This window comes from Microbacterium sp. Ag1 (genome assembly GCF_001005635.1).
Classification (GTDB): domain Bacteria; phylum Actinomycetota; class Actinomycetes; order Actinomycetales; family Microbacteriaceae; genus Microbacterium; species Microbacterium oxydans.
The window spans coordinates 270,119-291,948 of sequence record NZ_LBCR01000034.1; the positions used below are offsets into that span (position 1 = coordinate 270,119).

The 21,830-nt window shown below is 70.4% G+C and carries 19 protein-coding genes; 9 read left to right on the forward strand and 10 right to left on the reverse strand.

Annotated features, from left to right (window positions below):
- Positions 1 to 6: 6 nt before the first annotated feature.
- The 3 genes from AAY78_RS17995 to AAY78_RS18005 are packed head-to-tail and all read right to left on the reverse strand — an operon-like array spanning position 7 to position 2,419.
- Complete coding sequence (locus AAY78_RS17995; RefSeq protein ID WP_046749641.1) at positions 7 to 957, reverse strand: CPBP family intramembrane glutamic endopeptidase; 951 nt, start codon at positions 955 to 957, stop codon at positions 7 to 9.
- Positions 954 to 2,024 (reverse strand): DUF1648 domain-containing protein, encoded by a 1,071-nt coding sequence (locus tag AAY78_RS18000; protein WP_046749642.1) that lies wholly within the window; start codon positions 2,022 to 2,024, stop codon positions 954 to 956. Before AAY78_RS18000 ends, AAY78_RS17995 begins: the two co-directional genes overlap by 4 nt.
- Positions 2,021 to 2,419, reverse strand: a complete 399-nt coding sequence (locus AAY78_RS18005; RefSeq protein WP_046749643.1) for a GntR family transcriptional regulator — start codon at positions 2,417 to 2,419, stop codon at positions 2,021 to 2,023. The genes AAY78_RS18000 and AAY78_RS18005 overlap by 4 nt, the downstream gene beginning before the upstream one ends.
- A 108-nt stretch (positions 2,420 to 2,527) precedes the next feature.
- Here AAY78_RS18005 and AAY78_RS18010 point away from each other — a divergent pair, with 108 nt between their 5' ends.
- Positions 2,528 to 2,998, forward strand: coding sequence for a PaaI family thioesterase (locus AAY78_RS18010; RefSeq protein ID WP_046749849.1), 471 nt, complete (start codon positions 2,528 to 2,530; stop codon positions 2,996 to 2,998).
- Here the strand turns inward: AAY78_RS18010 and AAY78_RS18015 are convergent.
- Positions 2,979 to 3,983: a LacI family DNA-binding transcriptional regulator gene (locus tag AAY78_RS18015; RefSeq protein WP_046749644.1), complete on the reverse strand. Its 1,005-nt coding sequence runs from the start codon at positions 3,981 to 3,983 to the stop codon at positions 2,979 to 2,981. The two genes, AAY78_RS18010 and AAY78_RS18015, sit on opposite strands and share 20 nt — an antisense overlap.
- 106 nt (positions 3,984 to 4,089) lie before the next feature.
- Between AAY78_RS18015 and AAY78_RS18020 the strand changes: the two genes are divergently transcribed.
- From AAY78_RS18020 to AAY78_RS18040, 5 genes are read left to right on the forward strand one after another with little or no spacing between them, the layout of a single operon-like run.
- Positions 4,090 to 5,100, forward strand: a complete 1,011-nt coding sequence (locus AAY78_RS18020) for an alpha/beta hydrolase (RefSeq protein WP_046749645.1) — start codon at positions 4,090 to 4,092, stop codon at positions 5,098 to 5,100.
- On the forward strand, positions 5,097 to 6,125 hold the full coding sequence (locus tag AAY78_RS18025; RefSeq protein ID WP_052748834.1) for an alpha/beta hydrolase: 1,029 nt from the start codon (positions 5,097 to 5,099) through the stop codon (positions 6,123 to 6,125). The genes AAY78_RS18020 and AAY78_RS18025 overlap by 4 nt, the downstream gene beginning before the upstream one ends.
- A gap of 35 nt (positions 6,126 to 6,160) precedes the next feature.
- Positions 6,161 to 7,459 carry an MFS transporter gene (locus AAY78_RS18030; RefSeq protein WP_052748835.1) on the forward strand — a complete coding sequence of 433 codons (1,299 nt, stop codon included), beginning with the start codon at positions 6,161 to 6,163 and terminating at the stop codon, positions 7,457 to 7,459.
- Complete coding sequence (locus tag AAY78_RS18035; protein ID WP_052748836.1) at positions 7,456 to 9,159, forward strand: CocE/NonD family hydrolase; 1,704 nt, start codon at positions 7,456 to 7,458, stop codon at positions 9,157 to 9,159. Before AAY78_RS18030 ends, AAY78_RS18035 begins: the two co-directional genes overlap by 4 nt.
- Positions 9,160 to 9,163: 4 nt before the next feature.
- Positions 9,164 to 10,393, forward strand: coding sequence for an APC family permease (locus tag AAY78_RS18040; protein WP_046749646.1), 1,230 nt, complete (start codon positions 9,164 to 9,166; stop codon positions 10,391 to 10,393).
- A 33-nt stretch (positions 10,394 to 10,426) separates the two neighbouring features.
- Here the strand turns inward: AAY78_RS18040 and AAY78_RS18045 are convergent, their stop codons facing one another.
- A complete protein-coding gene (locus AAY78_RS18045; RefSeq protein ID WP_046749647.1) occupies positions 10,427 to 11,218 on the reverse strand; it encodes a helix-turn-helix domain-containing protein in 792 nt (263 codons plus the stop codon).
- 87 nt (positions 11,219 to 11,305) lie between these two features.
- Between AAY78_RS18045 and AAY78_RS18050 the strand changes: the two genes are divergently transcribed.
- On the forward strand, positions 11,306 to 11,848 hold the full coding sequence (locus AAY78_RS18050) for a VOC family protein (protein WP_046749648.1): 543 nt from the start codon (positions 11,306 to 11,308) through the stop codon (positions 11,846 to 11,848).
- On the opposite strand, the gene AAY78_RS18055 is transcribed toward AAY78_RS18050, so the two are convergent.
- The 4 genes from AAY78_RS18055 to nhaA all read right to left on the reverse strand — a co-directional run bounded on the left by AAY78_RS18055 (position 11,817) and on the right by nhaA (position 15,961).
- The gene (locus AAY78_RS18055; protein WP_231589749.1) at positions 11,817 to 12,638 is read right to left on the reverse strand and encodes an SGNH/GDSL hydrolase family protein; all 822 of its coding nucleotides are present in this window, start codon (positions 12,636 to 12,638) and stop codon (positions 11,817 to 11,819) included. The two genes, AAY78_RS18050 and AAY78_RS18055, sit on opposite strands and share 32 nt — an antisense overlap.
- Before the next feature lie 81 nt (positions 12,639 to 12,719).
- Entirely contained in the window at positions 12,720 to 13,970 is a 1,251-nt protein-coding gene (hisS, locus tag AAY78_RS18060; RefSeq protein ID WP_046749854.1) for a histidine--tRNA ligase, read from the reverse strand.
- Positions 13,971 to 14,054: 84 nt separating this feature from the next.
- Positions 14,055 to 14,660, reverse strand: a complete 606-nt coding sequence (locus AAY78_RS18065) for a MazG family protein (protein WP_082682688.1) — start codon at positions 14,658 to 14,660, stop codon at positions 14,055 to 14,057.
- A 131-nt stretch (positions 14,661 to 14,791) separates the two neighbouring features.
- The gene (gene nhaA, locus AAY78_RS18070; RefSeq protein ID WP_046749650.1) at positions 14,792 to 15,961 is read right to left on the reverse strand and encodes a Na+/H+ antiporter NhaA; all 1,170 of its coding nucleotides are present in this window, start codon (positions 15,959 to 15,961) and stop codon (positions 14,792 to 14,794) included.
- A 107-nt stretch (positions 15,962 to 16,068) separates the two neighbouring features.
- On the opposite strand from nhaA, the gene AAY78_RS18075 reads away from it, so the two are divergent.
- Both AAY78_RS18075 and gdhA read left to right on the forward strand, forming a co-directional pair.
- Positions 16,069 to 18,762: a phosphoenolpyruvate carboxylase gene (locus AAY78_RS18075; RefSeq protein ID WP_046749651.1), complete on the forward strand. Its 2,694-nt coding sequence runs from the start codon at positions 16,069 to 16,071 to the stop codon at positions 18,760 to 18,762.
- A 132-nt stretch (positions 18,763 to 18,894) separates the two neighbouring features.
- On the forward strand, positions 18,895 to 20,265 hold the full coding sequence (gdhA, locus tag AAY78_RS18080; protein WP_046749652.1) for an NADP-specific glutamate dehydrogenase: 1,371 nt from the start codon (positions 18,895 to 18,897) through the stop codon (positions 20,263 to 20,265).
- A 64-nt stretch (positions 20,266 to 20,329) separates the two neighbouring features.
- On the opposite strand, the gene AAY78_RS18085 is transcribed toward gdhA, so the two are convergent.
- A complete protein-coding gene (locus AAY78_RS18085) occupies positions 20,330 to 21,757 on the reverse strand; it encodes an APC family permease (protein ID WP_231589750.1) in 1,428 nt (475 codons plus the stop codon).
- Positions 21,758 to 21,830: the final 73 nt, after the last annotated feature.

A 21,830-nucleotide genomic window follows, 5' to 3' on the forward strand; every position in this document is an offset into this window, starting at 1 on the left:
CCTCCGTCAAGGGCGCGGCGTGGAGAGCAGACGACCGGGCGCGTCAGCGAGCTCGGGCTGCCGTCGGAACTGGCCGGTCGACACGAGCACGAGCACGACCGCGGCGATCACGACCCAGCTGGCGACCCCCAGGGGACCTGCGAGAGCGAGGTCCGGCTGCGCAGCGGCGAAGATCATGACCATCCCCGCAGCCGCGTTCAACGAGCCGTGCGCGATCACGGCCGGCCACACGGAGGCCGACCGCAGACGCAGCCAGCCGAGCAGGATGCCCCAGGCCACGCATCCGCCGACCATGAACAGCACCCCGGTGATGTCAGTGCGCCCGAAGTTGTAGCCGAGCAGGATGACCGGACTGTGCCAGAGGCCCCAGATCACGCCACTGAGGATCAGCGCAGGCCAGGTCCCGAGCGGGCGCAGCGCCGGCAGCAGCCAGCCCCGCCACCCGAGCTCCTCTCCGAATGCGAAGAGACCGTTGAACAGCCCGCCGACCGGGATCATCGCCAGCTGCGCGAACACGATGACCTGGACGGGAGGAAGCGGCATACCGGCCGGGACGGCCTTCTCCAGCTCGGCGGCGAAGGCCGCGAACGTCAGGTCGAGCTGCACGAAGCCGAGAGCCGCGGACAACAGGATGCCCAGTGCCACCAGGAGCGGCGGCGCGAGCCAGCCAGCCACCATGAGCCAGATCACGCGTTTCGCGGGGCGCAACGGCCACAGTCCGAGGAAGCGGGCGCGCCGCCCTGGCGCGGGGACGCGCATCAGGAACGTCACCACCAGCGCGGCGATCGCAGGGGTGAACATCATGATCGGCAGCAGGAAGACCGACATCGGCTCGGCGAGACCGTCGCCCAGCCACAGTGGCAGCGCCACGAGCCAGGCGAGGGCGAAGGACACCGCCACGAAGACGATCACCGCGGCCCAGGGCACGCGACGCGCGTGCAGGATCCGGTCGTTCATGAGGTCGCCTTTCCGTCGTCGGTCGAGGGGGAATCCGGTGTTCGCGAGCGGTCGACATAGGACTGCAGCAGTGCGGCAGCTTCTTCCGCACCGTCGATCGTCGCGATGAAGGGCCGTCGACCGCGGCGGGACACCTCGATCGCCGCGCCACGTCGCATGACGATGCCCGTGCGGCCGTCGACGGCGATGCGCCATCCCCATCCGCCGAACTCACCGAACGGCGAGATGTCCACGGCGCGGGCGGACTCCACCTCATCGAGAGGGATGCGAACGCGCGGCCACCCCAGTAGGGAGCGGGCGGAGAAGCCTTCGGGCGTGACCTTGATGCGGAAGGACGTGGTCGCCGCCACCGCGAAGCCCACGACGAGCGCGACCACCGCGACGATCCAGCCGCCCTCGACGCCGGTGCCCAGCATGAACGCGGCGACTACGACGAGGCCGAAGAGCACGACGAAAAGGAGCAGGAGCGCCCCGCGCGGCATCGTGGTCGTGGCGACCCACACGACGCGCTCCCCCTTCGCGACGTGCACGGCGTACCGAGGCTCGAGTGTGCGTCCCTGTTCCGCTCGCACTCGCGGCTGCACGACCCACGCGATGGCACCGACCACCGCGAGCGCTCCGAAGGCCAGGGCCATGACGCCGCCGATCCCCGGAGCGTCAGCCGGGTCGGCGAGGTCGCGCTGGATCGCGAGCGAACCGAGGCTCAAGACGGCGGCGAGGGACGACATACCGGCGGCGAGCGCACCCATCAGCCGTGCAGCGCCGCCCCAGTGCGCACCGACCGCGGCGAGTGTCACGATGGCCATCAGCACGGGCAGCCCGAGGCCGACACCGAGGAGGATCCAGAGGTACGTGGCCGGAGCTCCGAAACCGTCGGCACCGTTCAGCCCCCAGTGCGTCGCGACCTCCGGCGGCAGCGCGGGCAACCACGTCAGCAGGACCACGACGGCGATCGCCGTGATGACGACCGGCAGGATCACCGCGACGAGGAAGAAGGCCAGCCGGGCGCGTCGCAGCAGTGGAGGCGGTGTGCGCGTGAGGTCGTGGGTGGTTTCGTGATCGGTCATGGCGAATCCTCCTCGGGGTTCTCGATCGGGTGCCTACCGGTGCCGGCGTCGCGGCGGGCGCGGACGATGCCGGCGAGCGTGTCGGCGGAGACGCCGAGCGCTGCGGCGCGACGCACCAGGTCGTCGATGTCGTGCGCCAGGTCGGCCAGGGGCGCGGCCGAGGCCGCGATGACCGCTCCCCTGCCGCGGCGGAGGTCCACCAATCCCTCGTCACGCAGCTGCTGGTACGCGTGCAGCACGGTGTGCTGGTTGATGTCCAGCGCTTCGGCGACGTCGCGCGCCGCGGGAAGGCGATCGCCGGGCGCCAGCACGCCGGCGAGGATGTCGGAGCGCACCGAAGCCGCCACCTGGTCATACAGTGCGCGAGGGCTGTCGGGATCGACGCGGATCAGCATCCGGTCCTCCTCTCGTGGAATCTCTATTTATTCTATGCGAACTATAACAACTGTGACAACCCTCCAGACGTCTTTGTCGGACTCGGTCGGGTGCTCCACACTGACCTCATGCGCATCACTCCCCGCCGTCTCGCGATCGGCATGAGCCTGTGGATCCCCAACCTCTTCAGCGGGATCCGCGTCCGTCGTTTCCGCGAGGACTGGACGCACGCGACCGTCGAGCTCCACGTCAACGTCTTCACCCGCAACTACGTCAAGACCGCGTTCGGCGGTTCCATGTCGGCGATGACCGACCCGTACTTCTTCATGCTGGTCATGCATCAGCTCGGACGCGACTACGTCGTGTGGGACACCCGAGGCGAGATCGAGTTCCTCAAGCCGGGACGTGGAGTGCTGACGGCCGAGTTCGAGGTGTCGAAGGAGAAGGCCGCAGAGATCCGGGAGCGGGCGCACGGGGGCGCCAAGGTGCTCGAGTGGTTCGAGACGGTCATCACCGACCGGGAAGGCGACGTCGTGGCGAAGGTGCGCCGCGAGGTCTACATCCGGGAGAAGAAGCGGGTCACCGCCTCGCGGGGTTGAACCCGGGGCCGAGCGTCGACGACCTCGCGATCAGGGTGGGGGCGAGTCGCACGGTGTCGTGCGCGGTCGACGCCCCCGACACCAGACCGAGGACGAGCTCGAGGGCCGTGCGTCCACTCTCCTCGAACGGCTGGCGGACGGTCGTGAGGTCGAGCGCATCCGCGACCTCGCCGTCGTCGTAGCCGACGACCGCGAGCGGCGGGGTGTCGACGTCGGAGCGCAGGGCGGACAGGACGGCGACGGCGAACTGGTCGTGATTCGCGACGATCGCCGTCGCTCCTGCGGCTCGGGCTGCGGCGATCACGCGATCGTCGACCGAGGACGGATGCGCCACCGCCAGGTCGGTCACCCCCAGGTGCTGCGTCAGCCCCTCGATGCGGAGCATCCCGGCCGACACGTACGCCGGCGAGCGCTGCGGCTCATGGACGAAGAGCACACGGCGATGCCCGAGCCCGGCGAGGTGGCGGCCGATCTGCGCACCGCCGTCGCGGTCGTCGACGAGGACGACCGGACCGCCCACGTCGGACCGCGTCGGCACCACGTCGACATAGACGACCGGGATGCGCGCCGCCTTGCTCGCCCGCCGCGCTGCTCCCCCGAGCGGAACCCCCATCACCACCAGACCGGTCGCGTCCGTGCGCGTGGGCAGCACGTCGAGCAGCGGCTCATCCGCGGCTGCCGCGGAATCGAGGTCGTAGGGGATGATGTCCACCGCCGCGTCCCTGGCCCGCCGGAGCATTCCGGAGAGGCGGCGCAGATACGACGGGTAGGTCGTGAACGGCGCGGCCACCGCGATGCGGGCGGCACCGACCCGGCGGCCCTGCGTCATCCGATAACCGAGGGTCGTGGCCGCCGCGACGATGCGTTCGCGGGTCTCCGGTCGCACCCGGTGCGGGGCGCTCACCGCCAGCGAGACGGTGGAGATGCTCACCCCCGCGCGCTCCGCGACGTCGTAGATGGTGACCCTGCCCGGTCGTGCGCGCATCGCCCGTGATTCTCTCTTCATCGAAGTTCTTCGATTGCCCAGACTAGGTCGGAACTCGTCTCGCGGGAACCCCGCCGAGACGCGAACCCATCGAAGGAGATGCCCGATGCCGACAGCACGGTCCCGGTTCCGACGCCCCGCGCTCGACAGCGCGGTGGCGGCGTGGGAGGAACGCGTCGCTCCGCTGCTCGCCCCGGAGCCCGCAGACCCCGCGGGCCGCCGCCGGGTCGCGGCTCAGAATGACGACGCCGTGAGCGCCGCGCTGGGTATCACCCCGCTGCCGACCGCCACCGAGGACCACATCGTCCCGGTCGACGGGCACCCCGACGTGCGCGTGCGGGTCTACTGGCCCGGTGAGGAGCGCACACCGCCAGGGTCGGGGCTCCCCGTGCTCGTGTACTTCTACGGCGGCGGGTTCACCATCGCGGGCATCGACTGGGTCTCGTGGGATGCGCGCTTCCGGGTCAGAGCACACGACGCCGGCATCGTGATCGTCGCTGCCGATTACGCCCATGCGCCGGAGGAGCGCTTCCCCACGCAGCCGGAGCAGTGCTGGTCGGCGTTCGAATGGACCCACGCGCACGCGGAGGAGCTGGGGGCGTCGCCCGAGAGGATCGCCATCGGCGGAGCATCGTCGGGAGGCGACCTCGCCGCGGCCGTGACGCTCATGAACCGTGATCGCTCCGCGCATCCGATCGCGCTGCAGCTGCTGGAGAATCCCGCCCTCGATCTGACCATGGGACATGCCGACATGAGTGGCATCGATGCCCGCATGCCTGGCGTCATCGTGCGCGCGGTCGGCCGGACGCTCGTGCGTCAGTACGTCGGAGACGATGCCGCGGCGGCACGCCGACCGTACGCCTCCCCGCTGCGGGCCGCCTCTCACGAAGGCCTGCCGCCGGCACTGATCCTCACCTCGGAGCTCGACCCCCTGCGTGGTGACGGGGAAGCCTATGCGCGCGCACTCTCGGCGGCCGGCGTGCCGGTGACGGCGATGCGCTTCATCGGACAGACCCACGGCTCGCTGGGATCGACCGGGTTCGTGCCCTCCGCAGACGTCGCACACCGTCTCGTCGTCTCCGAGCTGCGCACGCTCCACCCAGGAGCGACCGCATGAGCGCTCCCGAGTACCTCGAGCCGCCGTTGGGTCCCGAGATCCGCGATTGGATCCAGCGCATCGGCGAACTCTCCGCGACGCTCCCCGACCTCGAGTCTCGCGAGATGGCAGCCCGTCGCCGGGCGCAGCGCGAGTTGAGCGACCGCCTCGCCGTCGAGTTCACCGCTCCCGTTCCCGCCGAGGTGGAGATCGACGATCTCGTGGTGTCGGGCGGAGCGGAACCGCTGCGTGCCCGTCGGTTCCGCCCGACGTCGGCGATCGGGGCGATGCCGACGATGCTGTGGCTGCACGGCGGCGGGTGGACGGGCGGCACGATCGACGAGATCCTCAACGACCGCCTGTGCGCGGATCGCGCGCTGCGGTCAGGAGTGCAGATCGTCGCGCTCGAGTACCGTCTGGCTCCCGAGCACCCGTTCCCCGCCCCCGTCGACGACGCCGTGGCCGCTCTCGCCGACCTCCGCGAGCGCGCCGCCGAACTCGACGTCGATGCCGACCGGCTCGGTGTCGGAGGCAACTCCGCGGGGGCGACGATCGCGGCGACCACCGCTCTACGCCTGCGCGACGCCGGAGAGCCGCTGCATCACCAGGCGCTCGAAGTGCTGCCCGCGGCACTGCGGCTGTTCGGCGACTCGATGCACCGCCGCCTTCGGCCCGCCGAGCGCACGGGCATCGAGCACCTCGCCGGGCTGTATCGCGCGGGAGCGCCGCTCGCCGAGGCCTCACCACTTGATGCGCCGGATCACCGCGGGCTCGCGCCCGCACTCATCCTCGCCGCCGAGTACGACCCGCTCCGCGACGGTGCCATCGCGTACGCCGACAGCCTGCGTGAAGCAGGCGTCCCCGTCGTGCTGCACATCGGACTCGGGCACGACCACGCGTCTCCCGGGCTCACCGGATGCTGGGAGGGAGCCCGCGAATGGCGCGACGCCTTCGTCGAAGAGCTCGCCGGTGCCTACCGCGCCGACTCCCATCCGATGCCCCGACCGTCCGCCGGAGCCGTGACCACCACCGGCACGCGGCCATGAACAGTTCCCACCCCGACCGAGACCAGGAGACGAAGATGTCCACCCACGCCGTCGATCCCGTTTTCCCCGCAGATCCCGCTCCCCCGCTCACCGCCGACGCGATCCCCGGACAGCGCCAGACGCGCCTGTTCTGGATCACCTTCGTGCTCGCGTGGTTCGGCTCCGGCATCGCCCAGGGCGTCGCCGGTGTCGCGATCCCGCAGCTGCTCAAGGAATGGGACCCCGACCAGGCGACGGGCAACCTCAGCATCATCCTCACCCTCGGCGGCGCCGCCATCCTCATCACGACGCCGATCTTCGGTCGGCTCAGCGACCGCTCGATGTCCCGCCTCGGCATCCGCCGCCCCTGGATCCTCTCCGGCGCGCTGATCGCCCTGATCGGCTACGTGATCCAGGCGACCGCGCCGAACCTCCTCGTGCTCGGCGTCGGCACGATCCTGGTCCTCGTCGGATGGGGCGCCGTGTCGATGACCGTGCACACCCTGTTCGCGGATCAGATCCGCCGCAGCATCCGCGCGATCATGTCCGCCGTCACCGGAGCGGCCACCGCCATCGGCATCCTCGGCGGAGTCTCCCTCGCGGGCATCGTCGCGCCCATGGGCCAGATCGGCATGTTCCTGATCCCCGGCGGCCTCTCCGTGGTCCTCGCACTCACCCTGTTCTTCACGCTGAAGGACATCCGGCGACTGCTGCCAGCCGAGCCGCTCGACTGGAGCGGGGTGCTCGCCACCTTCTGGTTGAGTCCGCGTCGCTACCCGGACTTCGCATGGGCGTGGGTGTGCCGCTTCTTCATGACCGCGTCGATCGTCTCGGTCACGAGCTATCTCTACCTCACGATCTCCGGCCGCTTCGGCATCGACGACCCGACCGAGATCGCCGCCGTGCAGACTCAGGCCACAGCGGCCTTCACGCTGATGAACCTGGTCATGGCGTTCGTGTTCGGCGTGATCTCCGATCGCACGGGTCGCCGCAAGCCGAGCGTCATCATCGGCGCCCTCGCGAGCGCCGGAGGGCTCATCCTCGCGATCTCCTTCGGCGACATCGCCTTCTTCCTCGTCGGCATCGCGATCGTCGGGGCGGGGCAGGGCGCCTACATCGCCGCCGACGTCGCACTGATGACGGAGTGCCTCCCCTCGGTCGAGGACGCAGGCAAGGACCTCGGCATCGTGGCTCTCGCCTACCTGCTGCCGGGCATCCTCGTCCCCGTTTTCGGATTCTTCGCGACCCGCATAGGCTCGCCCACAGGTGAGAACTTCGCGGCCCTCTACATCGGCGCGGTCGTGATGGCCGTGATCGCCGCGTTCACGGTCACCCGAGTGAAGGGCGTGCGATGACCGATGCTCCCCGCCTGGGCGGCGCCGCGCGGCGCGAGTACCGGCGGCTCGCCCGCGTCGCCGACATGCCGGCGAAGACGCACCAGGACGTCGTCCGGACGACCGGCATCCGGGTGGCGTCGGACGACGGCGCCGCGCTCCTCACCGACCACTGGCACGCGGAAGGATCCGGAGGCGACACCATCCTGATCCGCACGCCGTACGGCCGCGACGGGATCGCCGGCGTCGCGCTCTTCCTGGCCGAGCGAGGGCACCATGTGGTCGTGCAGAGCTGTCGCGGCACCTTCGGCTCCGGCGGGACGTTCGATCCGCTGCACGACGAGGTCGCCGACGGGCAGGCGACGATGCGGTGGCTGCGCGCGCAGCCGTGGGCGACCGGACGCGTGCGCTCGTGGGGCGGGAGCTACTTCGGGGTGACCCAGTGGGCGTACTGCGACGGCGACGACCGCCCCGACGCGCTCGGCATCGCCATCTCCGCGCGGCGCTTCGACGATGCCATCCTCTACCCGGGCGGCGGATTCTCGATCGACACCCCGCTCACGTGGGCATACGCCCTCGACATCCAGGAGCGAGCGCTGCCGTCGAAGGCCTGGGCGCTGCTGCGTGCCCGGCGCGGATTCCGTCGCGGCGCGCTCGCCGTCCCGCCGGCGGATGCCGTGCGCGTGGCCCGAGGCGCCGATCCGCAGTTCTACCGCGACTGGGTCGAGCACAGCGATCAGGGGGACCCCTGGTGGGAGCCGATGCACTTCGCGCAGGACGTCGACTCCATCCCGCCCGTCACGCTGGTCGCCGGCTGGCAGGATCTGTTCCTCGTGGGCCAGCTCGACGACTACGCGGCCCTGCGCGATGCGGGTCGTCCGGTGCGCCTCATCGTCGGCGACTGGGTGCACGGGGCGCCCGACATCACCGTCATCGGCGTCCGCGAGGTGCTGCGCTCGTTCACCGGAACGGCGCAGACCGAAGGGGTGCGCATCGACGTGACAGGTGGCGGCGGCTGGCGGGAGCTGGACAGCTGGCCCCCGCCGTATACGGCCGTGGAGCTGGAGCTCACCCGCGACGGGCGCCTCGACGGCACGGGCGTCGCCAGCCCCGCGGCCGACCTCACGTACCGCTACGATCCGGCGGCCCCGACCCCGGATGCGGGCGGCAGGACCCTCAATCCGTTCTCCGCCGGGCGCCGCCCCCAGCACACCCGCGAACGCCGGGCGGATGTGCTCGTCTTCACGGGCGACCGGCTTCCCGACGACCTCCTCGTCATCGGCACGCCCACGATCACGCTGTCCTTCGCGTCCTCGAACCCGCGCGCCGATCTGTTCGTGCGTCTGTGCGAGGTGGACGCGCGAGGGGTCTCGCGGGCGCTGACCGACGGGTACCGGCGCCTTCGGCCGGAAGAGGTGCACACGGACGAGACGCACACAGACGAGGCGGGCCGGATCCGTCTCGAACTCGCGCCTCTCGCCCACCGGTTCGCGGCGGGGTCACGCCTGCGCGTGCAGGTGTCGTCGGGCGCGCACCCGCTGCACCTGCGCAACCCCGGAACGGAGGACCCGGTGCGCGACCACTCGCGGCTCATCCCCAGCGATCAGACCGTCCGCGTCGGCGGCACGGCGCCGGCGACCCTCACGCTGCCCGCACTGGCCGTCGTGCCGTCACGCTCGCACGCCTCTTCACCCGCCGTTCACCGGCGGGTGACACGATGACGGGATGCCCCTCGCCCGTCGCCTGACGCTCGGAGACGCGGTCGCCATCGGTCTCGGCTCGATGATCGGCGCCGGTGTCTTCTCCGTGTGGGCTCCCGCGATCGGGGTCGCTGGCAGCGGCGTCCTCATCGCCCTCGCGATCGCCGCGGTCGTCGCATACGCCAATGCCACCTCATCAGCGCAGCTCGCCGCCGCCCACCCGGTCGCGGGTGGCACCTATGCCTACGCCCGCGCGGAGATAGGCCCCTGGTGGGGCTTCATCGCGGGATGGAGCTTCGTGATCGGCAAGATCGCGAGCTGCGCGGCGATGGCCATGACGTTCGCCGCCTACGCGGCACCGGCCGGCTGGCAGCTGCCCGTCGCGGTCGCCGCTGTCGTGCTGCTCGCCGCCGTGAACTGCCTCGGCGTGACCCGCACCGCCCTGGTCACCCGCATCCTCGTGGTGTGCTCCCTGCTCGGCCTCGCGGTCGTCGTGGTCTTCGGGTTCGCCGGCGCTCCGGCGGCGAACCCGACCCCCCTCCCCGATGCCACGGCCTACGGAGTGCTCCAGGGGGCCGGCCTGCTGTTCTTCGCATTCGCGGGGTACGCCCGGATCGCGACCATGGGTGAGGAGGTCGTCGATCCCGGACGCACGATCCCCCGTGCCATCGTGCTGGCGCTGGGCGGCACGGTCGTCGTGTACGCGCTGGTGGGACTCGTCGTCGTCCTGGTGCTCGGCGCTGGTGCGACCGATTCGACCGCTCCTCTGGTCGATGTACTGGTGGCCGCCGGGGCATCTGCCTGGGCGCCCGTGATCCGCGTCGCTGCTGCCGCCGCCTCCCTCGGTGCCCTGCTGGCTCTGCTCACCGGGATCGGTCGTACGGCCCTGGCCATGGCTCGCGAGGGTGACGTCCCTCGATTCCTCGCGAAGATCGATCGGCGCCATCAGGTCCCGCAGCGCGCGGAGATCGCCATCGCGCTCATCGTGGTCGCGATCGTCCTCATCGCCGACCTGCGCGGCGCCATCGGCTTCTCCTCCTTCGGCGTGCTGCTGTACTACCTGATCGCGAACGCCGCCGCATTCCGTCAGAGCGGGTCCGCGCGTCGGTATCCACGGGTGCTGCACGTGCTCGGAGCGCTCGGCTGCCTGGTGCTGGTGAACACTCTTCCCGTGCTGGCCTCACTGATCGGTGCGGGGGTCGTCCTCCTCGGGGTCGGATACCGGCTGCTGCGGCTGCGGTTCGAAAGAGCCTGAGCCCGGCGCACGCCTGAGCTCGACGCGCCGCGGTCAGCCCCGCGCCTGGGAGCGGTACATGCGCGGTGCGATGCCGAGGACCGCCTGGAAGTCGCGCGTGAGATGCGAGTGATCCGCGTAGCCGAGCTCGGCGGCGATCGAGGCCAGGTCGGTCTCCGGGTTCTCTCGCACTCGCTGCGCCGCCTCCTGCAGCCGCCGACGTCGGATCATCGCGGCGGGCGAGAGCCCCACGTGGCGGTGGGTCATCCGCTGCAGGGTGCGCACCGAGACGGCCAACCTCGTGGCGGCCTCCTCGGGGGTGAGCGCGGCGCCATCGCCCATCAGGACTTCCATGAACGCGTTGGCCTGGCGTGCCGGTTCGCCGACCGGCCCCGCACGATCCTCGAGCCACTGAGAGAAGGCCTCGACCGCCCGCTCGCGTCGCCCCTCGCCCGAGCTCATCGTCGACACGACGGCAGCGCGCAGCGCGCCGGTACCGCTCCCGTCGTCGAGTTCCCGCTCGTCGTCGACGAGAGACGCCGGATCGTCGATCAGCACGGCGACCGCTGCCGGACGCAGCAGCGCCCCGACGGCCCAGCCGCTCCCCCGCAGATCGCGGTGCGACGCCCGCGTCGTCGCTCCGGCGAGCGTGACGGTGTTCGCGTCGACGACCAGGTTCAGCGCCGGATACGCCACGATCTCCTGCCGTGACGAACGCCCAGGCTCGATGTCCCACTCCGGGATCCAGAACCACTCCACCAGCTCCGCGGCTGCCGGCGGCGGTGGCAGCCGGTGGAACTGCGGAAGGCGAGCGGGGTAGAGCACCCCGCGGGTCGGGTTCACCATCGGCCCAGCGTAGGCCCCGACGCCGACAGGGCGAGGCTGTCGCGGATCTTCAAGCCGCCGCCGCATCGCCCGTTCTACCGTGGCGTCATGAGCACAGACCACACCACGACGCACACCCCCACGGCCGGCGCGAACGGCACGTACACGACGAACGGGCGCCCGCACAGCGCCACCTCGCTCACCCCCTTCCTCGCCATCCCCGACGCGAAGCAGGCCATCGCGTTCTACCGCGACGTCTTCGGGGCCAGAGTCGTCGACGTGACCGAGTTCGGCGGCGTGGTCGCGCACGCCGACCTGGACTTCGGCCTCGGCCTGCTCCAGCTCGGGGAGCCCAATCCCGAGTACCACCTCGTGCGCTCCCCCGGTGGCGACGACGACTGCTACTCGATGGGGCTGTACGTCGCGGACGTCGATGCGGTCGTCGAGAAGGCGGTCGCCGCGGGAGCGACCGTGCGCGAAGCACCCGCACCCTTCGTCTCCGGTGATCGCTTCGCCAGCATCCGCGATCCGTTCGGGGTGCGCTGGTCTGTGATGACGCGCGTCGAGGACATCTCGGACGAGGAGAGCAGTCGTCGAGTGGCGGAGTGGGCGGCGTCGTTCAGCGGGTCTCCTGCGGACGAGGCGAGCTGAGCGACCGCTCCGCCGCGCGGCACACCGCCGGAAGCAGTGCCTCGGCCGTACGGCGGTAGCCCAGGGCGCTCGGGTGGAAGCGGTCGAGGCTGAACATCGCCTCGGGCTCGTCGAAGAACATCGGACCCACCGCTCGACGCAGATCGACCGGCTCCGCGCCCGCCCGCCGCGCCGTCTCGGCCTGGATCTCGGCCAGGCGGCGCGACAGACCGGAGGCGATCCGCCGCAACGGCTGCGGCACGGCGCGGAGCGCGCCCAGGTCGGGACACGTGCCGACGACGACCTCGGCATCCATGCCGCGCAGCCTGCGGATCGCCTCATGCAGATGCTGTTCCGACAGCGCAGGAGGCAGTCGGTGCGTCACGTCGTTGCCGCCGACGACGATCACGGCGACGTGCGGAAGGTACCCATCGGGGAGCGCATCGAACTGGCTCGGCAGATCGGGAGACTCCGACCCTACGACGGCCACCGTGCGCAACCGCACCGGTCGCTGCAACCGGCGCCCCGTCGCCTTCGCGAGTCGAGCGCCGAGAGTCTCCTTGCGGCGCTCGGCACCGAGCCCGGCCGCGATCGAGTCGCCGAGCACCAGCAGCTCCAGCGGCTCGCCGCCGAGGGAGCGGCGCCAGACACGATCCGCATCGAGGGAGTGCTCCCCCAGCGGCTTCCCGATCCGCCGTCGGGCGAGCGCGGCCTGCTGCACCAGCACGACGCGGACGACACCGAGCACGACGGCCAGAGCGGCACCCGCCAGGACGATGCGGACGACGAACGCGGTGCCGATGCGACTCACCCCACGATTGCACCCCGTCGGCGTGAACGCGGCGTGAACGCGCATCGGCCCGGGAGGTTCCGGATGCCGACCGCAGGAGGCTCAGGACAGGGGCTTGAGCTCCAGGTCTGCGGCACCGGCGGACACGATCGCGAACGAGGTGTAGCCGTCGACCGCCGAACGCTCGAGCAGCGCCTTGACGTTCTTGGTGCGGCGCTCGAGTCGGACCCTGGCGCCGTCCGCGATGAGCGCGGCCTTGTGCGTGACGAGCTCGTGCACCGGAACGTCGGCGTCGTGGATCAGCACGACCGCGTTCGTCGTGACGTCCGACTCCTCGGCGATCAGGTCGACGAGGCGCTCGAACCCGAGCGAGAAGCCCACCGCGGGCACCTGCTGCCCGAGGAACCGACCGATCATGCCGTCGTAGCGTCCGCCACCGCCGAGGGAGTAGCTGACGGACGGATGCGCGAGTTCGAAGATCGTGCCCGTGTAGTACCCCATGCCGCGCACGAGGAATGGGTCGAAGACGAGCGGGATGTCGGACTGTCCCCGTCCCGCAGCCACGGCCTCGCCGATGCCGACCAGGTGCTCGACCAGGTCGGCCGGAGCTCCGTCGGGCAGCGCCTTGCGGATCTGCCGCTCGCCGAAGGGGTTGTACTCCAGCGTCTGCGGGCGGCGGAGGAAGGCGTCGAACGCGTCGGCGGCTGCGGTCGATGCGCTGCGCTCACGGAGCTCCGTCGCCACTCCCTCCGGACCGATCTTGTCGAGCTTGTCGATCGTGATGAGCACGCCGGGACGCTCCTCGGCGGTGAACCCGAAGCTGTCGAGCATCCACTCCAGCACCCGGCGATCGTTGATGCGCACGGTCGCCCCGTCGAGGCCGAGGGCGTCGACCGCGTCGAGCGAGGCGACCATCAGCTCGGCCTCGGCGCGTGCGGTGTCGTCCCCCATGATGTCGATGTCGCACTGCACGAACTGGCGGTAGCGGCCCTTCTGCGGGCGCTCCGCCCGCCAGACCGGTCCGATCTGGATCGAGCGGAAGACGGTCGGCAGTTGACCGCGGTTGCTCGCGTAGAAACGCGCGAGCGGCACCGTCAGGTCGTAGCGGAGGCCGAGGTCGGAGAGCGCTGCGGGGTCGTCGGCGGCGGCGCGGATCGCGTCGGCATCCAGGCCACGGCGGAGGATGTTGTACGAGAGCTTCTCGTTGTCGCCACCGATGCCGGCATGCAGACGGTCGTACTCCTCGACGACGGGCGTCTCGATCTCGTCGAATCCATGCGCGAGATAGCGCTCGCGGATGACGGAGAGCACACGCTCACGGCGGGCCTTGTCGGCGGGGAGGATGTCGCGCATGCCGCGCGGCGGGTTCACGGTAGCCACGGTTCCATCTTTCCAGGTCTGCCGACTCGGTCGTGCCGGGATGGGGTCGCGCCGGGATCAGCGCGCGGCTTCGGCGGCGCGCACGTCGTCTTCCAGCGCACGCAGCCGCTCGCGGAGGGCGCGCTCGGCGTCCCACCCCTGCTCGCGGGCGGTCGCCACCAGCGCGAGGAGCGCGTCCCCCAGCTCTTCCTCCGAGGCGGGGGCGGCGGCAGAGGCGACCCGCTCGACGGGCACTCCTGCGCCGATGGCACGCCCGGCGATCTTCTGCGCGAGCGCGAGCGCCGGCATCCCGCGCGGCACTCCGTCGAGCACGCTGCGTCGGGTGCGCTTCTCCGCGGCCTTCGCGGCGTTCCAGTGCACCAGCACCTGCTCGGGAGTCTCAGCCACCTCCCCGGCGAACACATGCGGATGACGACGCACCATCTTCTCCGTGAGCGTCTGCGCCACGTCGTCGATGTCGAACGGATCGTCCGGGTCCTGCGCGGCGATCGCCGCGTGGAACAGCACCTGCCAGAGCAGATCCCCCAGCTCCTCGCGCAGGTCGTCGCGAGAGCCGACCTCGACGGCATCGATCACCTCGTGCGACTCCTCGATCAGATAGGGCACGAGGTCGCGATGCGTGATCTGCTGCGACCACACGCAGCGCTCCCTGACCGCGCGCATGGTCTCGGCAGCCTCGCGCAGCGGGTCCTCCCCGGGCGAGCGGACCTCGGATTCAACGCTCACGGTTCCTCCTTCTCCCGATGACCGGTTCACGACGGCGACCGATCACGACGCGCGATCACGACGCGCGATCACGACGATGCGGATGAGAGCCGACGGTACCAGCGCGCACGCAGCGACACGATGATGCCGGAGAGCACCAGCGCGATCAGCGAGCCCACCAGCACACCGAGGATCGCCTGATCCCTGATGCCGCCGTCCTCCGCGAAAGCGAGGTTCGCCAACAACAGGGACACCGTGAACCCGATGCCGCCGAGAGCGCCGGCCGAGAGGATGTCGGCGAACGGCAACGCCGGGTCCGATCCCTTCGGGCGGATGCGCATCGCGATCCAGCCGAACAGCGAGATGCCGATGATCTTGCCCACCGGCAGGGCGACCACGATCGCCCAGAATGCCGGGGACAGCTGCGTGATCGAGACGGCGGGGATCACGACGAACGCCGCGACGAAGGCGAACAGCGGCAGGATCGCCCCGTTCACCGTCGGCTCGAGCGCGTGTCTCGTGCGCTCGGCGGGGACGGGTGCCATCACGAGTCCGAGCAGCACGCCGGCGATCGTCGCGTGGATGCCGGAGGAGGCGACCAGACCCCAGGTGACGACGCCGACCAGGACCATGGCAACGGCGATCAGTGGGTGGCCCTTCGCATGCAGGAGTCGGCTCAGCGCCCAGAACACGGCCACGCCAACGATCGCGAGTCCGAACAGCAGCCACTGCACATCGACGGCGAACAGCACGGCGATGAAGACGATCCCGATGATGTCGTCGAGGATCGCCAGGGCGAGCAGGAAGACGCGCACCCGGGACGGGAGTCCCTTGCCGAACATCGCCAGCACCCCGAGCGCGAAGGCGATGTCGGTCGCCGTCGGGATGGGCCAGCCCGGTGCCGTGACGCCGTCCCCACCGGCGATCAGCAGGTAGACCGCGATCGGGACGAGCACTCCTCCGGTGGCCGCGATGGCAGGCTGCACCGCCTTGCGCGGGGAATCGAGTTCACCGTGGGTGAGCTCGTGGCGCAGCTCGATGGCCACGACCAGGAAGAAGACGGCGAGGAGACCGTCGGACACCCAGTGCGCGATCGACAGATCGAGGGCGGTGCCTGGCACGGCGATGTGGACGTCGATGAAGGCGGCGAGCGCATCATGCGTCGGGAGGTTCGCGAGCAGCAGGCCGAGCCCGGCCGCGAGAAGGAGGAGGACGGCGGGGAACTGCTGTCCGCGGAGGGGGTTCGCTGAGATGCGCATCCCGTCCATCGTAGGTCGCACACGTGCTGCGGGCCTCCGATGGCGCAGTGACGCAGTGCGTCGTCATGCGTGCAGGCGACCCCTCGCACGCGGGATACTCTCGAGGGGTGACCCCCGCACACTCCTTCTCCGAACCCACGAACACCGAGGCCATCCGCGTGATCGGCCGATTCGAGGCGGGCCAGGGCATCCCCGATGCCATGCGCACCGATGTCCGCATGCTGGGCCAGCTGCTCGGTCAGGTGCTGCGCGAGGCCGGTGGCGACGACCTGTTCGACGACGTCGAACGTCTGCGCCTCGCCACGATCCAGGCCTATGAGGACGAGACCTCGGACGCCTTCGAGCGCGCCGCGGCCATCGCCGAGTCGTTCACGGTCGCCCGTGCCGATGAGGTCGCCCGCGCCTTCACCTGCTACTTCCACCTCGTGAACCTCGCGGAGGAGCATCAGCGCGTGCGTGTGCTGCGCGAGCGCGCCGGTCAGCCGGGTCGCGAGGACACCGCGGACACCGTCGCCACCGCATACGCGCGCCTGCGCACCGAGGTGGGGGACGACGAGGCGCGACGTCGGCTGGAGGGGCTCCGCTTCCACCCGGTCTTCACCGCGCACCCGACCGAAGCCCGCCGTCGCGCGGTGTCGTCGAGCATCCGCCGTCTGTCCGAGCTGCTCACACAGCACGATGCGGCGAGCGAACGCGGTGCGGAGGAGCACCGTGCGCGCCGGCGCATGCTGGAGGAGATCGACACGCTCTGGCGCACGGCCCCGCTGCGGTCGCAGAAGCCGACTCCGACCGACGAGGTGCGCACCGTGATGGGTGTGTTCGACGAGACGCTCTTCACCACGGTGCCGCACGTCTACCGCCGTATCGACGATGCCCTCCGCGGAGACGATTCGGGTGCGAGCGCTCCGGTGGTCCCCGCGTTCGTGCGCATCGGCTCCTGGGTGGGCGGTGACCGCGACGGCAACCCGTTCGTCACGGCCTCCGTCACGCGGGAGGCGTCGCAGATCGCGGCGGACCATGTGCTCCGCGGCCTCGAGCGCGCGCTGGGGCGCATCGGCCGGACCCTCACTCTCGCCGCCGACGACACGCCGCCGAGCGCCGAGGTCACGGCGCTCTGGGAGCGCTTCGCCCAGACGGAGCCCGACCTGGCGGCCGAGCTCGCCACCCGCTCCCCCGATGAGCCGCACCGTCGCGTGCTGCTCGTGCTGGCGCGCCGCGTCGCCGACACCCGCCGCGGAGACGGCGGCCAGCCCTACGCGCGTCCCGAGGAACTGCTCGCCGACCTGCGGGCGGTGCAGGCGTCGCTCGCGGATGCCGGCGCGAAGCGCCACGCGTTCGGCGGGGTGCAGCACCTCATCTGGCAGGTCGAGACCTATGGCTTCCACCTGACCGAGCTCGAGGTGCGTCAGCACTCCCAGGTGCACGCGAAGGCTCTTGCCGAGCTCGATGCGGGCGAAGCCGTCAGCGCACAGACCGAAGAGGTGCTCGACGTCTTCCGCGCGATCGCGGACATCCAGCACGACCGGGGTCTGCGTGCGGCCGGGCGGTACGTCGTCTCCTTCACCCAGGCAGCCTCCGACCTCGCCAACGTGCACCGTCTCGCCCGATACGCGCTCGGCGACGATGCGCCTGTGCTCGACGTCGTGCCGCTGTTCGAGACCTTCGCCGACCTCCAGGCCGCCCCGGGCATCCTCGCCGAGGCCGTGACCTTCCCGGAGTTCCGCGAGCGCATGGCCGCGACCGGCAACCGGCTCGAGGTCATGCTCGGCTACTCGGACTCGTCGAAGGACGTGGGCCCCGTCGCCGCGAACCTGGCGCTGTACGAAGCCCAGGAGAAGATCGCCCGCTGGGCGCAGGACAACGACATCGAGCTGACGCTCTTCCACGGTCGTGGCGGCGCACTCGGACGAGGGGGCGGGCCTGCCAACTCGGCGATCCTGGCGCAGCCGCCGCACTCCGTCGACGGCCGGTTCAAGCTCACCGAGCAGGGCGAGGTCATCTTCGCGCGCTACGGCGAGCCCGCGATCGCGATGCGGCACATCGACCAGGTCGCCGCGGCCACCCTGCTGGCGTCGTCCCCCACCGAGGAGGAGCGCACCAGCCGTGCGGCAGAGCGCTACGCCGAGGTCGCCTCGGCGATGGACGCGGCCTCTCGTGAGCGCTTCTTCTCGCTGGTGAAGGCCGAGGGGTTCGCATCGTGGTTCGCCACCGTGACCCCGATGGAGGAGATCGGTCTGCTCGCGCTCGGCTCGCGCCCGGCACGACGCGGGTTGTCGGTCGAGTCGCTGGAGGACCTCCGCGCCATCCCGTGGGTGTTCGCCTGGACGCAGGCCCGCATCAACCTCGCCGGCTGGTTCGGACTCGGCTCCGCCCTGCAAGCCGTCGGCGACGAGGAACTTCTCGTCGAGGCGTACCGGGAGTGGCCGCTGCTGCGCACCATGATCGACAACGTCGCGATGAGCCTCGCCAAGACCGACGAGCGCATCGCCCGCCAGTACCTCGCCCTCGGCGACCGCGACGACCTGGCCCAGCTCGTGCTGGACGAGCTCGCCCTCACGCGGCGCTGGGTGATCCGTCTCACCGGCGGCACCGGACTCCTCGAGAACAAGCCCGTGCTGCAGCGGGCCGTGCAGCTGCGCAGCCCCTACGTCGACGCCCTCTCGCTCCTGCAGCTCCGGGCGCTGCGTGCCCTGCGTTCGGCGGATCACGGCCCGACCGGCTCCGGAGCCGACGCGGAGCAGCAGCGGCTGCTGCTGCTCTCGGTCAGCGGGGTCGCCGCCGGGCTGCAGAACACCGGGTGACCCGAGCCCTCCCGCCGGGTGCGCTGACGCGGCTGTGGCCGACGCTAGAGTGAAACCTCCGCCTCACCCGGCTCTGCTTTCGCGCGCGACACGATCGCCCGCACCCCATCCCCCACCAGAAAGCCCTTCCGCGTGACCGCTACGTCCCCTGCTGACTTCCATCCGCTCGCCGACTCCGTGCAGCCTGTCTTCGACACGGTGCTCTCCCGCAGCCCGCACGAGCCGGAGTTCCACCAGGCCGTCCACGAGGTGCTGCACTCGATCGCACCCGTCCTGGAGCGTCACCCGGAATACGTCGACGGCGGCATCCTCGAGCGCCTGGTCGAGCCCGAGCGCCAGATCCTCTTCCGTGTGCCGTGGATCGACGACGCCGGGAAGCTGCACGTCAACCGCGGCTACCGCATCCAGTTCTCCTCCGTGCTCGGCCCGTACAAGGGCGGGCTGCGCTTCCACCCCTCGGTGAACCTGTCGATCATCAAGTTCCTGGGCTTCGAGCAGATCTTCAAGAACGCGCTCACCGGTCAGGGCATCGGCGGCGGCAAGGGCGGGTCCGACTTCGACCCGCACGGCCGCTCCGACGCCGAGGTCATGCGCTTCTGCCAGTCGTTCATGAACGAGCTCTACCGGCACCTCGGCGAGCACACCGACGTCCCCGCGGGCGACATCGGCGTCGGCGGCCGCGAGATCGGCTACCTGTTCGGCCAGTACCGCAAGGCCACCAACCGCCACGAGTCGGGCATGTTCACGGGCAAGGGCACCGGATGGGGCGGGGCCGAGGTGCGCACCGAGGCCACCGGCTACGGCGCGGTGTTCTTCGCGCAGGAGATGCTCGCCGTGCACGGCGACTCCCTCGACGGCAAGCGCGTCGGCATCTCGGGCTCCGGCAACGTGGCCATCTACGCGATCCAGAAGGCCACCCAGCTCGGTGCGACCGCGGTCACGGCGTCCGACTCGTCCGGCTACGTCGTCGACGACGCCGGCATCGACCTCGACCTGCTGCGTCAGATCAAGGAGGTCGAGCGCGCCCGCATCGTCGAGTACGCCAACCGTCGCCCGAGCGCCCGCTTCGTGGAAGGCGGCAGCGTGTGGGAGGTGCCCGTCGACATCGCGGTGCCCTCCGCCACGCAGAACGAGGTCTCCCTGGCCGATGCAGAGGCCCTGATCGCCAACGGCGTGCGCGCGGTGTCGGAAGGTGCGAACATGCCCTGCGTGCCCGACGCCGTCGACGCCTTCCAGAAGGCCGGAGTGCTGTTCGCCCCCGGCAAGGCCGCGAACGCCGGTGGCGTCGCGACCTCGGCGCTCGAGATGAGCCAGAACGCCTCCCGTCAGCGCTGGAGCTTCGGCGACAGCGAGAACAAGCTCCGCGAGATCATGGGCGACATCCATGGCGCCGCCTTCGACGCCGCGGAGCGGCACGGCGTCCCCGGCGACTACGTGGCCGGGGCCAACATCGCCGGCTTCGAGCGCGTCGCCGCCGCGATGCTCGCTCAGGGCGTCATCTGACCTTCCGGTCGCGATATGTCAGCTGTTTCCACCTTTTGAGCTGACATATCGCGACCGGAGCGGGTCAACTCTCGTCGACCGGCACCTTGACCACCTTGTTGTACCCGGTCACCGCCTGGTTCTCGTCGAACGCGACGACCTTCTTGCGGAAGCCCTTGGTGATGATCGCGAGGTAGACCACCCCGATCGCGGTCCACACCAGACCGCCGCGCAGCGCGTCCTCGTGCAGGTTCGCCCACAACAGGCCGGTGAGCACCATGCCGATCCCCGGCATCACGATGAAGCTGAAGATGTCGCCCGGGGTCTTGCGGCGGCCCTTGCGGATCGCGAACCACGCGATCACCGAGATGTTGACGAACGTGAAGGCGATCAGCGCGCCGAAGTTGATCCACGCCGCGATCAGCTCGAGCGTGAAGGGGATCGCGAGCAGCGAGATGGCGCCCACCAGCACGATGTTGAACGTCGGGGTGTGGGTGCGGGGGTTGATGTAGCCGAACGCCCGCTGCGGCAGCACGTTGTTGCGCCCCATCACCAGCAGCATGCGAGACACCGAGGCGTGCGAGGCGAGACCGGAGGCCAGGGTCGCGCAGAAACCGGCCGCGGTCAGCACGGCCATGAGCACGGGGCCGCCGACCAGGTTGCCGATGATCGGCAGCGTCGAGTCCTCGACGAACTGCATGTCGCCGCCGGGGGCGAACTCGTTCCAGTCGGGGAAACGCAGCTGCGTGAGGTAGCCCGAGATCAGGAAGATCGCCCCACCCAGCAGCACGGTGAGAAGAATCGCCTTCGGCATGATCTTCGGATCCTTCGCCTCCTCCGCGTACATGGTGACGGCATCGAAGCCGATGAACGAGAAGCACACGATCGTGGCGCCCATCAGCACCGCCCCCATGGTGGCGCCGTCGTGGAAGATCGGCGTCAGCGAGGCGACCGTGCCCGCACCGTCGCCGCGCATCAGCTGTGCGACGACCATCACGACGAACACGGCCATCACGACGATCGAGAACACCAGCAGGATCATGTTCATGTTCGAGGTGCCGCGCATCGTCAGGTAGATGATGCTCGTGACGAGGATGCAGTAGAGCACCACCCAGATCCACCCGGGGATCTCGGGGAACAGCGCCTCGAGGTAGCTGCGGATGATGAGGCAGTTCACCATCGGCAGCAGCACGTAGTCGATGAGCGACGTCCAGCCGACCATGAAGCCGAGGTTCGGGTGGATCGACTCGCGCACGTACGTGTATGCGGACCCGGCGCTCGGGATCGCACCGGAGATCTTGCCGTAGCTGATCGCGGTGAAGACCATCACGACCAGGGCGACGAGGTAGGCCGCCGGTACGACGTTGTCGGTGTCTCGGGCGACCATGCCGAAGGTGTCGAACACGACGGTCGGCGTCATGTACCCGAGACCGAGGCCGACGATCGCCCACAGCCCGAGGTTTCTCTTCAGCGTTCCTCCGCCTTGCGCGAGCGGCTTCGTCTTCGTGGCCATGGGTACTCCTCGGGGGACAGCGCATGGGTCGGACTTCGGGTCGTCCGACGCTGAGCAACAGTATGGACCGGAG